Below are 13,776 nucleotides of genomic sequence, written 5' to 3'. Positions count from 1 at the left end.
GCTACGACGTCGCGAGCGACGTGAAGAAGCGTCCCACTGATTCGGCCGCGTTGAACACGGCGCCGACCGCTCCCTGCACGGCATTCGCCGCATCTTCAGGCCGGGTGATCATGTAGAACAGCGCGAACACCACCACGAGGCCGATTGCGATTCGCTTGACCCACTTCACGCGAACGTTCCTTTCGAGACGGCGATGGCGGGGCAGCCTGCCCCCGTGGGCCAACCCTGAGCAACCTTTCTACCGCACAGATGCCTCGAATGGGTGTCAACGCGCCGATTCGACGGATGCCGCATCCGCTCCCCTGAACCCCCGAACGGTAGGATCGATCGAACGCCGACGCCCGCATCTCCGCGGTGCGGTGCGGCCGATTGGGAGCGCATGGCCGGCATCGAAGAGGTGGCGAGACTCGCGGGGGTTTCCACCGCGACGGTCTCGCGCGCACTCAGCGGCCGCGGGCATGTGTCGCCCGCGTCGAAGGCGAAGGTCGTCGATGCGGCCGCCCAGCTCGGCTACGTGGTGTCGTCGAATGCGTCCAGCCTCGCGTCGGGTCGTACCCGCAACGTCGGCGTCGTCATCCCGTTCCTCAATCGCTGGTTCTTCTCCTCGGTGCTCGAGGGCGCCCAGCAGGCGCTGCTCCGCAAGGGGTACGATCTCACGCTCTACAACCTCTCGGGCGACGGCAACGAACGTGTGAGCGTCTTCGAGCACTTCCTGCTCCGACAGCGGGTCGATGCGGTCATCGCCGTCTCGCTCGAGCTCACCGAGCGCGAGGTCACCCGCCTGCACGACCTCGGCAAGCCGCTCGTCGGCGTCGGCGGGCCGATCCCCGGGGTACGCACGCTGACGATCGACGACGTGGCGGTCGCCCGCCTCGCGACCGAGCACCTCATCGGCCTCGGCCACTCCCGCATCGCGCACATCGGCGGCCAGCTCGAGTTCGACCTCGACTTCCACCTGCCGACGAACCGCCGCCTCGGCTACGAGGCCTCGCTGCGCGACGCCGGCATCGAGGTGGATCCGCGGCTCTTCGCGCCTGCCGACTTCACCATCAAGGGTGGATACCACGCGGCCAAGCAGCTGCTCGGGGTGCCGCGCGACCGGCCGACCGCGATCTTCGCGGCATCCGACGAGATGGCCATCGGATCGATCCTCGCCGCGCGCGACCTCGGCCTCGTCGTGCCGCGCGACGTGTCGATCATCGGCATCGACGACCACGACCTCGCCGACTTCTTCGGGCTCTCGACGGTCGCCCAGTTCCCGCGACTGCAGGGTGAGAAAGCCGTCGAGATCCTGATGGAACAGCTGGAACCCCAGGCGGATGCCCCCGCGCCCGCCGCGACCCCGCTGCCCTACGAGCTCATCGTGCGCTCGTCGACGGCGCGTCCCGCCGACGCGGGCTGAGGCGTTCGCAGCGGCCGCAGGACGCGCACAGCCGTCGCACGCACCAAATCGAGAAGTCGCGGATGCACGGTCGCACCCTGCAAACGAGACCGTTCGATCCCAGGGCCCGCCCCGCGGCCGGCCGCGCCCGCCATCCACGCGCCACCCAGCGAATCGAGAAGTCGCGGATGCACGGTGGCATCCTGCAAACGCGACCGTTCGATCCCGTGGCCCGCCCTCGCGGGTTGAGGAGGCGTGTAGCGCCGCCTCGAAACCCGCGCCACGGGGCATCCGGAGCACCAGTGCAACCCGCCGGCCCGCGACATCCGGGCCCTCGATAGACTGGCGCGCATGGCAGATGCAACCTTCGACATCGTGAGCAAGGTCGACAAGATGGAGGCCGACAACGCCGTCAACCAGGCCCGCAAGGAGGTCGACCAGCGCTACGACTTCAAGAACGTGGGCGCGTCGGTCGAGTGGTCGGGCGAGAAGGTGCTCCTCAAGGCGAACACCGAGGAGCGGGTGAAGGCCGTGCTCGAGGTGCTCGAGTCGAAGTTCATCAAGCGCGGCATCACGCTGCGCTCGCTCGACGAGGGTGAGCCGTACGCGTCGGGCAAGGAGTTCCGCCTCGAGGTGGGCCTCAAGAACGGCATCGACAGCGAGAACGCGAAGAAGATCTCGAAGATCATCCGCGACGAGGCGCCGAAGAGCGTGAAGAGCCAGATCCAGGGCGACGAGTTGCGCGTCTCCTCGAAGAGCCGCGACGACCTGCAGGCCACGATGGCGTTGCTCAAGGGCAAGGACCTCGACGTCGCACTCCAGTTCGTGAACTTCCGCTGAGCGACGTGACGGGCGTGACGGGCTTACCCGACATCCAGCAGACGAGCGAGCGGATGCCGCAGCCGGCGCATCCCGGCGTCGACGTGCCCGACCGCCGCGGCCGCACCGGCCTCGACCTCGTCGGACGCGACCTCGACCGCAACCCGCGCGTGCGCGTGCGCGACGTGCGCGTGCTCACGTCGAACTGGTACGTGACGCGAGCGACGACGTTCGACTACCAGCACGCCGACGGCCGGTGGACGACCGAGGAGCGTGAGACGTACGACCGGGGCAACGGCGCCACGATCCTGCTCTACGACGTCGACGCGCGCACGGTGCTGCTCACGCGCCAGTTCCGCTTCCCGGTGTACGTGAACGACCACCCCGACGGCATGTTCATCGAGACCGCCGCGGGGCTCCTCGACGAGGACGACCCCGAGACCGCCATCCGCCGCGAGGCCGAGGAGGAGACTGGCCACACCGTCGGCGAAGTCGAGCACGTCTTCGACGTGTACATGAGTCCCGGCTCGGTCACCGAGAAGCTGCACTTCTTCGCCGCGCCCTACCTGCGGGGTACGATCGAGCACGGCTCGCGCACGGGCCTCGCCGACGAGGGCGAGGACATCGAGGTGCTCGAGGTGCCGTTCGACGAGGCGCTCGACCGCATCGGCGTCGACATCGTGGACGCGAAGACGATCATGCTGCTGCAGTGGGCGGCGTTGCGGGGGCCGTTCGCGGGCCGGCATCTGTAACGCTGAGGCGAGTCCGACCTTGGGGGCGATCGACAGTGTCTCGGACATCCGCACAGCGCGTCCGCGGCCCCTCCGCCGAGAGCTTGGGTGCGCTGGGCCTGGCCGTGCTGACGCTCTGGCTCCTCGCCGTGCTCGTCGACGTCGTGATCGCCTGGAACGCGGTCACGGAGATGATGTACTTCGAGTTGGATGTTCCATCCCGGGAGTCCCTCGTGGCCGCGAGGCCCTGGGTCTGGGGCAGCATGATCGGCTTCCTCGTGCTCGCAGCGCTCGGGTGGTGGACGGGCTCGACCTGGTGGCCGCCGTTCCTCGTGGCGTCGCCCGGGATCGCCGGGATCATCCAGCTCCAGTTCGCGGACAACGGGCCGATCATCGCGCTGCTGTTCCTGCCGATCGCGATCATCGGTGCGGTCGCGACCGTGATCATCGCCCGACCATTCCCGCGACAAGTCGACCCAAGGTCGCCCGCGTGATCGCGCAGTGACGGCGTCGGGGCGGCTCACCGGTGAATGCATGTCACGGATCGGCGACCGTCACCGGACGGACCTTGGGGCGTAACCGCGCAACCAGTGCGTGATCGCGGCGTAGGCCGCGGCCCGCGCGGGTTGGCGTGAGAGGAACACGTCGTGCAGGGCGCCGTCGATGCGCGCGACCGCGACCTCGGGCCCCAGCCTTAGCGCCCGTTCGGCAATGTCGTCGACGACGAGCACGATGTCCGACGTGAACATCGCTTCGTCCCAGCGCGGTTGAATCGTCGAACGCGACGAGAGCAGCGTGAGCACGGGTGCGCCCACGTCGATGCCGGCGGCCACCGTCGCGTGGCCGGCGAGCACCGCCGTGAGCCAGGCCGGATACACACGGAAGCTCCGATCCGGTCGCCAGTCGCGCGAGTACTCCCACTCGCCGTCCTGCTCGCTCGAGATGGTGCGGGCGTAGAACCCGAGGTCGATGTTGGGCATCGGCCCCATCGGGTTCACTCGCGCGCCCCAGCCGACGACCGGCGCGAGCGCCTCGCGGCCGATCCGGCTGCCCTGGAACTCCAGCCACGGGCTGTTCAGCACCAGCGCGGCGGCACGCCCGGGGTTGCGGGCGGCCCAGAGGCTGAGCGTGAGGCCGCCGGTCGAGTGGCCGAGCAGGATGAGCGGCCGAGCGGATGTCGCCGCGGCATTCGTCCTCCCGTGACCCATCGCCTCGAGTGCCGCCTCGATGTCGGCGTCGTAGTCGGCGAGGTTCGTGATGTAACCGGGCGTCTGTTCCGGACGGAGGCTGCGACCGTACTTCCGCAGGTCGAGCGCGAAGAACCGCGCGCCCGCCGCTGACCAGAACTCGGCGACCTCATGGTTGAAGAAGTAGTCGCTCCAGCCGTGCACGTAGAGGACGTCGGTTCCGGATGCCTCGCCCGCGGGCCGCACCTTCCATGGCCACGTGAACCATGGCTGGGGCTTGGGCCGGTACCGCACGAGCGTGGCGACGACCTCGCCCTCGTCGTCGCTGCCCAGCGGGAGGGTGAGCTGTTCGAAGCGCTCGCCGAGCACGTCGGGGCGCCACCCGTCGACGACATGCTCCTCGGCCACGGCACCCTCCCCTGCTCGTGAGCCCAGCCTAGGGAAGCCGGACCGGTGCGTCCTCGCGGCACGTGCGAGTCAGGAGAACGCCGAGATGATCCTGGTGACGGCAGGGAAGAGCAGCACGATGAACAGCACCGGCAGGATGGCGAACACGAGCGGGAACACGACCTTGATCGGCACCTTCATCGCCTTTTCCTCTGCGCGCTGCCGACGCTTCACTCGCATCTCGGAGGACTGCACGCGCAGGACGTCGGCGATCGCGATGCCGTACCGGTCGGCCTGCTGCACGGCACGGATGAAGCGCTTGAGGTCGTCGCAGTCCGTGCGGGTGAGGAGCGCCGCGTACGCGTCGAACCGGGAGCGGCCGATCGACATGTCCTGGAGGGTGCGCACCAGCTCCTCGGAGAGCGGGCCGGTGGTGTTGCGCGCCGCCTTCGCCATGGCCGCCTCGAACCCGAGGCCCGCCTCGACCGCGATCGTCATCTGGTCGAGCGTGTCGGGCAAGGCGAGGAGGATGGCCTGCTGCCGGTCGTCGGCTCGACTCGAGAGGATCACCTCGGGAGCGATGACGACGAGCAACCCGAACACGACCCCGAGCGTGGTGGGCAGGGGGCCGTTCGCCAGCGCCAAGGTGGCGATGATGACCAGCACGCCCGCCGCCGCGACGACCAACCGGATCATGAGGTATCCCCCGACGGTCCATTGGTTGGTCTTGCCTGCGTGGATGATCTTCCGCTGGATCCACCCGGTGTAGCCCCTCGGCATCACGGCGTTCAGCGATTCGGCGAACGTGCGCCGCTCGACGCGGACGCGCTCGGACTCATTCGTCGGCGCGACGACGGCCGCGACATCTGCTCGGGACGGGATGGCGCTGACGGCCAAGAAGATCAGCACGCCGACCCCGAGGGCGACGGCCGCGATGCCGAGATACACGTAGATGGTCACCCGGGACTCCTAGAACTTCACTCGGACGACTGCGGACATCCAGAAGGTGCCGACGGCCATGAGTACGATCGCGATGATGATCGCGAACCAGCCGAGTGGCGATTCGACGAACGGCGCGAGATAAGTGGGCTGAAGCACGAGGACGCCCGCCACCACCGCGACGGGGAGCAGGAGCAGCACGGTGGCGGACAGGCGTCCCTCCGCACTCAGCGCCTTCACCTGCCGGCGGATCTGGTTGCGCTCGCGGATCGTCGCCGCCGTGCGCTGCAGCGTCTCGCTGAGGTTGCCGCCGGTCTCACGGTTGATCTGGATGGCCTGCGCCGCCCACGAGAAATCGTCGGAGCGCATCCGCTCCGCGGTGTCGGCCAGCGCTTCCCCCAGGTCGCGGCCGATGCGAGTCTGGTTGACAACCCGCGCGAACTCCTCGGACGTCGGGGCGTCGGCGTGCTGGGCGACCGAGTCGATGGCCTGCAGGAGGCCGTGACCGGCGCGAAGGTTACCCGCGACGAGCTGCAGGGTGTCGTCGAGCTGGTCGGCGAAGCGCGCCCTGCGCCGGTCGGTGCGCACGTTCAGGAAGGCCGAGACGAGGAGCGGTGCCGCGGCGGCGAAGAGGATGCCGAGGACGACGGCCCAGAACGAGCCGAACCCGATGACGACGCCGATGAGGCCGAGCACCGCCGCGACGGCGAACACGACGATGAGGAACCCGCCGGGCTCGGTGCGGATGCCGGCGAGCTCGAGCCGCTCGCTGCCGAACGTGCGGCGGTCCTTCGTCGCGGTCGCCTGCTCGATCGCCTCCGTCGCCCGCAGAGTCACCCGCCGCAGCGCCGAGACGTGCTCAGTGCCCGGCGCCAGACGGCGTTCGATCGCGACGCGCTTCGGCGGTGGCGCGATCACGAGGAACACGAGTGCCAGGAGGGCGAGGAGGACGCAAAGCGCGCCGACCGCGAAGATCGTCATCGGATCTCTCCGAGCAACGAACCCGCACGGGGCCGGTACCGGAAGACCTCGGTTGGCACCGAGACGCCGAGATCCGCAAAGCGCTCCACGAAGCGCGGACGCACACCCGTCGGCTCGGCGTTGCCGACGTAGCGGCCGTTCTCGTCCATGCCCGAGGCGAAGTCGAACGTGAAGATGTCCTGCATCGTGACGATGTCACCCTCCATGCCGTGGACCTCCGTCAGGCTCACCACCCGTCGCGTTCCGTCGCGAAGGCGCTGGATCTGCACGATGAGGTCGATGGCCGACGACACCTGCTCGCGGATGGCGCGCAGCGGCAGGTCCATGCCCGCCATGAGCACGAGAGTCTCGAGACGCGAGAGCGCGTCGCGCGGCGAGTTGGCGTGGATGGTCGAGATGGAGCCTTCGTGTCCGGTGTTCATGGCCTGGAGCATGTCGAGGCTCTCGCCGCCACGCACCTCACCGACCACGATGCGGTCGGGACGCATGCGCAGCGAGTTGCGCACGAGGTCGCGGATCGTGATCTCGCCGCGGCCCTCGATGTTGGCGGGGCGCGATTCGAGCCGCACCACGTGTTCCTGCTGCAGCTGGAGCTCGACCGCGTCCTCGATGGTGATGATCCGCTCGTCACCGGGGATGAAGCCCGACAGCACGTTGAGCAGCGTGGTCTTTCCGGTACCGGTACCGCCAGACACCAGGATGTTGAGCTTCGCTCGCACCGCGGCATCCAGGACCGTCGCGATCTCGGAGCTCATCGTCCCGATCCCGACGAGATCGGCGGCAGTGTACGGGGTGCGCGCGAACTTGCGGATCGTGAGCGACGAGCCGTCGACCGCGAGCGGCGGGATGATGGCGTTCACACGCGAGCCGTCTTCGAGCCGGGCGTCGACGAGCGGCGAGGACTCGTCGATCCGGCGACCCACGCGCGACACGATGCGGTCGATCACCCGGCGCAGCTGCGGCTCGCCCGAGAACCGGGTCGGGGATTCGTGGAGCCGTCCGTTGCGCTCGACGTAGATCTGGTCGAAGCGGTTCACCATGATCTCGCTGACCGTGGGGTCGTCCAGCAGCACCTCGAGTGGACCGTACCCCAGCACGTCGGCGCCGATCTCGGTGATGAGCCGGTTGCGCTCGGCGGGCGTCAGGGCGACCTGCTCGGCCTCGATGATGCGGCTGAGCTCCTCGCGCGCGATGGCGTGCAGCTTGTCCTCGGAAAGGTTCGGGTCGTTCAGGCGCGTGCCGATGCGTCCGAAGAGCTCCTGTGCCGCGCGCTCCTTGAGCTCGGCGAAGGGGTCCACGATCGAGGGCACGTGCACCACGCCCGAGCCGGCGAGCGCCTGCCAGGTGCTTGTGTGTTCGCCCTCGCCGCCCGTCGGCATCGACTCGGCAACTGCGGCCTCGGCCACTCCGAAGAGTGAGCCGATGGGGTCGGACGCCTCGGGCCCGGGAGGCACGGGATCCGCACCGGTCTCGGGCTCCGCGTGCGGCCAGGCGCGTGCGGGCTGCGGCGGCGCGACCTCGTACGTGGGCTCACCCTGCGCCGCCGGGTCGACGCCGTGGCGCGCCCGCTGCAGACGATCACTGAGGCTCATGGGATCGGTTCCTCCTGTGGATGCGGCGACGAGTCGGGACCGCGGCCGGGTCGATGCGCAACACCAGCGAACGGACCGCCTTGGCGGCGGGATCGCGAGTGTCGTGATGGATGAGCGGCACACCGGCGTTCGCGGCGAGCAGGACGCCCGGCGACCTCGGCACGATGACGTCGGGCGCGGCGCCGATGATCGGCTCGGCGTCGGCCACGACGAGGCCGGTGTTCTTTTCGACGGCGTTCAAGACGATGTGTCGGTTCAGCGGCAGGAGCTCGAGCCGCACCAACAACTCGAACTCTGTCCGGAGCGCGCGCAGGCTGGCGACGGTGAGCGACGTCACGAAGACGCCGTCGGTCGCGTGCTCGAGTGCGGTGAGGGTGTGCTCCCCCAAGCCCGGCGTGGTATCGATGACCACATAGCGGAACATCGTCGCCAGCCGGTCGATGAGCGCGCCGAATCGCGCCACGTCGATCGCATCCGCGAGTTCGGGCGATCGGGGGGCGGGGATCACGAAGAAGTCGTCGTCGTGCCGGATCAGCTGCGTTTTGATCAACACCTCGTCGTCGGCCGCATCGACCGCCTCGGCGAGCCCCTTTGTCGGTTGGAGGTTGAGCACGTTCGCGATGTCGCCGAACTGGAGGTCGGCGTCGATGAGCACTACGGAGTTCGGCGCGACCTCCGCGAGACCGGTCGCCAGGTTGACGGCCATCGTCGTCTTGCCCTGGCCGCCCTTCGGTGCAGCGACGGCGATGACCTCGCTGCGCCCGCCCTCGAGTTCGGGGAGCGTCCACTCGGGCGCCGTGGGCTCGGAGACGGGTTCTTCCGCTTCGGCCACGGGTGGGTCGGATGCTTCGACGGTGCGTTCCGGTTCGGGCGCGGTTCGAGTATCCGTCAGCAGGTCGACGAGCGAGATGGTGGACTCGTCTTCATCGGGAGTCATCGCGTCGGCGGTCGCATCGGGGGCCTCGGCTCGGCCCGAGGTGACCAGCCAGTCGTCGAGGCGCACGAGCAACGACTGGGTCGCGGCATCCGTCGCCTCGGGGCTCAGCACCGCGTGCATGCCGACCTCCTCGACCCAGTCCTCGAGGTCGGCACGCTGTTCGCGGACCACGACCACGCCGATGCCGGGGTACTGCTCGCCGAGCCCGGCCGACAGCGCCTTGGTCTCGGCGAGTGTCAGCAAGGGACCGAGCAGGGCGATGGCCGGGGTCTCCCGGACGCGGTCGACCGCCTCGTCGACGCCGAAGGTGAGGTACTCACCCGGCAGCGTCTGCAGGCGCGCGCGGAAGAGTCGGCGGAGCCGGGTCTCGTACTCCGCGCTTCTGCTGACGAGGAGGTAACGCGTCACTGGAAGGCGCTGTTTCCGTCGACGGGAGACGTGCCGCTGTTGTCGGTCGCCTCGTTCTCGAGGGTGAGCCACATCTGCGCGTAGTCGGCGGACTCGCCCTCGGTGAACCACACCCAGCGCTCCACGTCGTGCGCGGAGAGGGCGATGGTGACCATCACGTTGGCGTCGGAACTCTGGTCGGTCTCCTCGCCGGTCTCGGGGTCGACGCGGGCCACGCCCTGCACTCGCGTCACGAGCACGCCGTGGAACGCGAACCGCGTGATCGGGTTGATGACGTCCTCTTCGGAACCCGGCTCGTCGGGATCGATCGTGCCGACGAGGCCGATCTTGTCGCCGGGAGCGACCTCGCCGCCGACCACGCGGTCGGCCGGGAGGGTGAAGGACACGAGCTGCATGCCGGCCGGCACGGCGACCGAGCCCGAGGCGGCCTCGGCGGGATCGATGAAGCGCCCTTCACGGAGGATGTCTCCGGGAAGCAGGCTGGCCGACGTCACGAGCCCTTCTAGGTCGGCGAGGTCGGTGACGGCATCCTCCGGGATCGCCTTGCGCGTCAGCTCGTCCACCTCGATCGCCGCCTGCACCACGTCCAGGGTGGCACCCTGCGGTACGGGCTGCGTGACGACATAGGCTTCGACCAGCTCGGCGCCTTCGGCGGCCCGTGCGTCAGCGGCGCTGACGTAGTTGTACACGGCGTATCCTCCGACGGCGGCCAGGATGACGGCGAGAATCGCGCCGATGATTCGGGTCTTCACAGCTTGGGGCTTTCTGTAGGGGCTGGGTGCGGAGAGCGTTCGGCTCGGAGGGGCTCCGGTCGAACCGGTCGGCTAGCCGATAAGGTCCGCGCGTTCGGCCGGGGTGAGCAACATGCGCACGACGCTGAGACCAGTCGACGGGCCGCCGGTGCCAATGCCGAGTTCGAAGGCCTCGTCGACGGAGACGTACTTCGTCAGGTAACCCTGGAGGCAACCGTTCGAGCAGGGCGGGGCCGTGGGGTCGATGTCTTGGAGCGAACCCAACCGCCCGCCCGTCAAGTGAAAGGCAGCGAACCGCGCGATGCGGTAGCACTCCTTCGTCGGCATGGTGATCGCCGGATCCGCACACGTGGACCTCACGTACTTGAAGGAGTCGAAGATCGGAATGAGAATCACCGTGTCGAGGAGCGGCTCGAACGTATCGTCGACAGGACTGCAGCCGGACCCGCCACCACCCATACCGCTCTCGCCGAGGTGCCACAACTCGCCACCTGACAGGTCGAACTGGACGGAACAACCGGTGGCGTTCAGCCAACCGAAGCCACCCGGGTTGCTCGTCACGTCGCACCCGGCGCGTGCCTGGGCACCGAGTTCGATGGAGACCTTCACCGGCGGCTCGCCGGGGCCTGCCGGCTCGATGCCGTCGAACTCGCAGTCGCCGAAGCCAACGGGGATCACGTTTCCCTTGATGGGCGTGCCCCATTCGGCGGAGCCCGAGGCGGTGACATCGCTCGCGTCCGTGCCGGTCAGCACGGTCGCCAGCACGTGGTCGACACTGGTCGTGGCGGTGACGGTCACGACATTCCCCGCGATCACGGGATTGTTCGCCAGCGGGTCACGCAGAATCGCGGCGTTCGCGTCGACGTACGTCTGAGCGGCCGCCTGTCGGGCGGACGGCGTCGCGCAGGCGTCCTCCTCCTTGGCGCAGGCAGCAGCGATCGCGAGTGCTGCCGCGTCGACGCCGTTCTGGAGCTGCGCGCGCTCGGCGTACAGCGCGCCGACGTCGACGGCGATGGCGCCTGCGCCGAGCAGTGGGATGAGCGCGAATGCCACGACCGTGGCCGTCGCACCTCGTTCACCACGGAAGCGCCGCATCAACCGCCGCATGGCGTGACTCCCTTTCCTTCGAGCGCGATGGAGCCGAGCCCAGGAACCCAGTTCTCGAGGCCAGTGATGGTGGTCAAGAGGATTGTCACTCGGACTTCCGCGTCGCCCCCGCCCGTCGCGGGACAGACCTGCGGAGTCGTGACGATCGGCACGCTCTGCAGGGACGTGGCGGCGTTCTTCGCCGCGGTCACCGCGTCTCCCGCATCGCGCGTGATCGCCAGAACTCGCGCTCCTTCGCGGGCCGCGTTGGTCACCGTCAGCTGCTGGTTGAAGATGTAGCCGAACTCGATGATCCCGAGCAGCAGCACGATGAGCGGCACCAGCACGAGGGCGAACTCCACCGCCGCCGCGCCGCGCTCAGGCCGAGCGAATCGTCGCACGGTCACCCCTTCATGGTGCGATCACGTCGTGGCCGCGGGACAAATCCCGCGGCCACGACGTAGTGGATCTTGGTTTGCCTATCAGGCCGCGGGCGGCTGAAGCTCGTCCGCCACGTCGCTGAACAGGCCATTGAGGCCGCCGGCGAGGGCGATGAGACCGACGATGATGGCGATGGCGACGCCGGCGATGATGAGGCCGTACTCGGCCGCGTTGCCGTCCTCCTCAGTGCGGAGCGAATTGATGCGGGCCTGGGCGCGCGCGTATGCCTTGAGCATGATGGTTCCTTCGTGATCGCAGGATAGCTGATCTCGCACGACGGGGTGCGTGCGGTGCTTACGACCGTAGAGGTCCGCACTCTGGGGGACGTAGACCCCATTCGGGGGATAACGTCCGATTAACGATGGACTCCTCGCGCTCGAATCGCGCCCACATGCGGGATGCGCCATGAAGTTTGCCGTCAACGGAATAAACGTGCCCCCCGAAGACGGCACGCCGGTCGGGAGATTCCGCGCAACAGGGCCGCACGGTCGCCTCACTAAGCATCCCGAACCCACAGCCTGAAGCCCTCGACGACCGCGACCCGAGACCACTTGGCACTCCGATCGAGCTGGTCCGCGAGGCCGGATTCCTCGTGCCGCTGCTTCAGGATGACGCACTCCGCCTGTGCCGGAAGGGGTACATCGCCCGCGCGGATCGCGAGGAACTCGATGAGGTGTGCCCGCCCATAGAAGTCCGCACGGCCGTCGATCCACACCGGCACGTCGTGCCGCTCGAGCAACACTGGGCCCGCGACACTCGGATCCGACCAGAGCCGGCAGTCGGGTGGGAGGAGTTGCGCGATCCGCGACTCTGGAGGACGCGCCCCCTGTGGGAGGAAGACCGTCGTCATGATCACCATTCCAATCGCCACGACGAGGAGTACATCGGTCCAGAACCGGCCTGAGGTGTACCTCGCCAGGCGTGGCGAGCTCAGTACACCCGTGCGGGCACTGCAGGACCTGCGCAGGCGGTCGATGCCCGCGGTCGCTGCGGCCGCGACCGCAGGCATGAGCATGAATGCGCCCAAGGCGAGGAACCGGAGCGTGCCCATGCCCACGACGATGGCCGGCACCGCCAGCACCAGGAGGGGAGCGACGAGCCGGACTCGCGGGTCGAATCGCCCCTGTGTGCGGATCACGCAGACCAGCCAGGCCACGGTTGCGACACAGCACGCGACTGTGAAGACCGCGATCGGAAGCCAGATGAAGCCGCCCTCGCGAAGCACCATCGTCGGGAGCGACATCCACTCTGCGATGAGATTTCTGCAAACCTCGCCGACAGCACGAGAGCGCTCGAACGTGAGGCCGATGCCGTACGGTGACAGCGCGCAGCCGAGGAAGAGGGCGATCGTGCCGACGGCCACCATGAGGATGAGCCTCGGTCGCCGCAGACCCGGACTCGCCCACCATGCGACCGCCCACATCAGCGCAACCGCACCCGCGAGCAGCATGAACGACAAGTGCACCCAGTTGCCGACGAAGGAGATCCCGAACCCCACGCCGGCGACGGTGAACGTCAGCAGTCCGCCTCGGAGTCGATGGGCGATGCTACCGAGCCACCACGCGAACAGCACCGCACCGAGGAGCAGGAGGTGCACCGCCACGGTCGCACGAGCGGACAGCGCGGCGGATGATGCGAGGAGGAGCGGCACGAAGGTGACGAAGGTGGGAAGCGCGCGCGCGCCAGCCTGCCGTGCGACGACCATCGAGAGGCCGATGACACCCGTCACCGTCAGGAACGCCACCCAGAAGAAGCCCCAGTAGCCGAGCCCGTGCCAGGCCACCCCGAGCAGGACGTTCCAGGCCGGCGAATTCGGATACCAAAGTCCCTCGGCCGACCAGCTCCACGTGTCGGGCCGAGCCAACGGGGCCCCGACGAGTGTCTCGAGGCCGGCGCGTGCTGACCAGAACGGGTCGCGTTCGGTGGGGCTTGCGGCGCGCGAAGCAGCCATCAGGACGAGCACCGCGAAGCCCAGCCACCATCGGAACCGCTCGGTCGACATGACCTGCCGAACGGTGACGATACGGTCGGGCGCCTTCAGTGCTCGGGCCATGCAGGGTGGTCCTCCGGGTCGACGTTCGGGGCGGATACCGGCTACTCGAACATCATCGAGGGTGACCCGAACCTCGTTATCC

The 13,776-nt window shown here is 68.6% G+C and carries 15 protein-coding genes; 4 read left to right on the top strand and 11 right to left on the bottom strand.

From position 1 onward, the window contains the following. Nucleotide 1 precedes the first annotated feature (1 nt). On the bottom strand, nucleotides 2–169 hold the full coding sequence (locus ACVFI9_RS01905) for a hypothetical protein (protein ID WP_474764356.1): 168 nt from the start codon (nucleotides 167–169) through the stop codon (nucleotides 2–4). Nucleotides 170–379: 210 nt separating this feature from the next. Here ACVFI9_RS01905 and ACVFI9_RS01900 point away from each other — a divergent pair, with 210 nt between their 5' ends. The 4 genes from ACVFI9_RS01900 to ACVFI9_RS01885 all read left to right on the top strand — a co-directional run bounded on the left by ACVFI9_RS01900 (nucleotide 380) and on the right by ACVFI9_RS01885 (nucleotide 3,425). Beyond that, entirely contained in the window at nucleotides 380–1,402 is a 1,023-nt protein-coding gene (locus tag ACVFI9_RS01900) for a LacI family DNA-binding transcriptional regulator (protein ID WP_474764355.1), read from the top strand. A 330-nt stretch (nucleotides 1,403–1,732) separates the two neighbouring features. Beyond that, entirely contained in the window at nucleotides 1,733–2,221 is a 489-nt protein-coding gene (locus ACVFI9_RS01895) for a YajQ family cyclic di-GMP-binding protein (protein ID WP_448002653.1), read from the top strand. A 53-nt stretch (nucleotides 2,222–2,274) separates the two neighbouring features. Continuing rightward, nucleotides 2,275–2,952 carry an NUDIX domain-containing protein gene (locus ACVFI9_RS01890; RefSeq protein WP_474766353.1) on the top strand — a complete coding sequence of 226 codons (678 nt, stop codon included), beginning with the start codon at nucleotides 2,275–2,277 and terminating at the stop codon, nucleotides 2,950–2,952. A gap of 83 nt (nucleotides 2,953–3,035) precedes the next feature. After that, a complete protein-coding gene (locus ACVFI9_RS01885; RefSeq protein WP_474764354.1) occupies nucleotides 3,036–3,425 on the top strand; it encodes a hypothetical protein in 390 nt (129 codons plus the stop codon). Between the two features lie 60 nt (nucleotides 3,426–3,485). Here ACVFI9_RS01885 and ACVFI9_RS01880 read toward each other — a convergent pair whose 3' ends face one another. From ACVFI9_RS01880 to ACVFI9_RS01835, 10 genes are all read right to left on the bottom strand, one after another. Beyond that, the gene (locus ACVFI9_RS01880; protein ID WP_474764353.1) at nucleotides 3,486–4,526 is read right to left on the bottom strand and encodes an alpha/beta hydrolase; all 1,041 of its coding nucleotides are present in this window, start codon (nucleotides 4,524–4,526) and stop codon (nucleotides 3,486–3,488) included. A gap of 69 nt (nucleotides 4,527–4,595) precedes the next feature. Then, entirely contained in the window at nucleotides 4,596–5,465 is an 870-nt protein-coding gene (locus tag ACVFI9_RS01875; protein WP_474764352.1) for a type II secretion system F family protein, read from the bottom strand. A gap of 9 nt (nucleotides 5,466–5,474) precedes the next feature. Next, on the bottom strand, nucleotides 5,475–6,425 hold the full coding sequence (locus ACVFI9_RS01870; protein ID WP_474764351.1) for a type II secretion system F family protein: 951 nt from the start codon (nucleotides 6,423–6,425) through the stop codon (nucleotides 5,475–5,477). Then, complete coding sequence (locus ACVFI9_RS01865) at nucleotides 6,422–8,017, bottom strand: CpaF family protein (protein WP_474764350.1); 1,596 nt, start codon at nucleotides 8,015–8,017, stop codon at nucleotides 6,422–6,424. Before ACVFI9_RS01865 ends, ACVFI9_RS01870 begins: the two co-directional genes overlap by 4 nt. Next, nucleotides 8,004–9,362 carry a CpaE/TadZ family protein gene (locus tag ACVFI9_RS01860; protein WP_474764349.1) on the bottom strand — a complete coding sequence of 453 codons (1,359 nt, stop codon included), beginning with the start codon at nucleotides 9,360–9,362 and terminating at the stop codon, nucleotides 8,004–8,006. Before ACVFI9_RS01860 ends, ACVFI9_RS01865 begins: the two co-directional genes overlap by 14 nt. Then, complete coding sequence (cpaB, locus tag ACVFI9_RS01855) at nucleotides 9,359–10,114, bottom strand: Flp pilus assembly protein CpaB (RefSeq protein WP_474764348.1); 756 nt, start codon at nucleotides 10,112–10,114, stop codon at nucleotides 9,359–9,361. The genes ACVFI9_RS01860 and cpaB overlap by 4 nt, the downstream gene beginning before the upstream one ends. A gap of 72 nt (nucleotides 10,115–10,186) precedes the next feature. Next, nucleotides 10,187–11,221, bottom strand: coding sequence for a TadE/TadG family type IV pilus assembly protein (locus ACVFI9_RS01850; protein WP_474764347.1), 1,035 nt, complete (start codon nucleotides 11,219–11,221; stop codon nucleotides 10,187–10,189). After that, complete coding sequence (locus ACVFI9_RS01845; RefSeq protein WP_474764346.1) at nucleotides 11,209–11,607, bottom strand: TadE/TadG family type IV pilus assembly protein; 399 nt, start codon at nucleotides 11,605–11,607, stop codon at nucleotides 11,209–11,211. The genes ACVFI9_RS01850 and ACVFI9_RS01845 overlap by 13 nt, the downstream gene beginning before the upstream one ends. A 75-nt stretch (nucleotides 11,608–11,682) precedes the next feature. Then, nucleotides 11,683–11,877: a Flp family type IVb pilin gene (locus ACVFI9_RS01840; RefSeq protein WP_474764345.1), complete on the bottom strand. Its 195-nt coding sequence runs from the start codon at nucleotides 11,875–11,877 to the stop codon at nucleotides 11,683–11,685. A 260-nt stretch (nucleotides 11,878–12,137) separates the two neighbouring features. Further along, nucleotides 12,138–13,694, bottom strand: a complete 1,557-nt coding sequence (locus tag ACVFI9_RS01835) for a hypothetical protein (RefSeq protein WP_474764344.1) — start codon at nucleotides 13,692–13,694, stop codon at nucleotides 12,138–12,140. Between the last annotated feature and the right edge of the window lie 82 nt (nucleotides 13,695–13,776).

Source organism: Agromyces sp. NSFZ, assembly GCF_056156205.1.
Note: the sequence above shows the minus strand (reverse complement) of the source record. Positions and strands in the feature narration are given on the sequence as shown.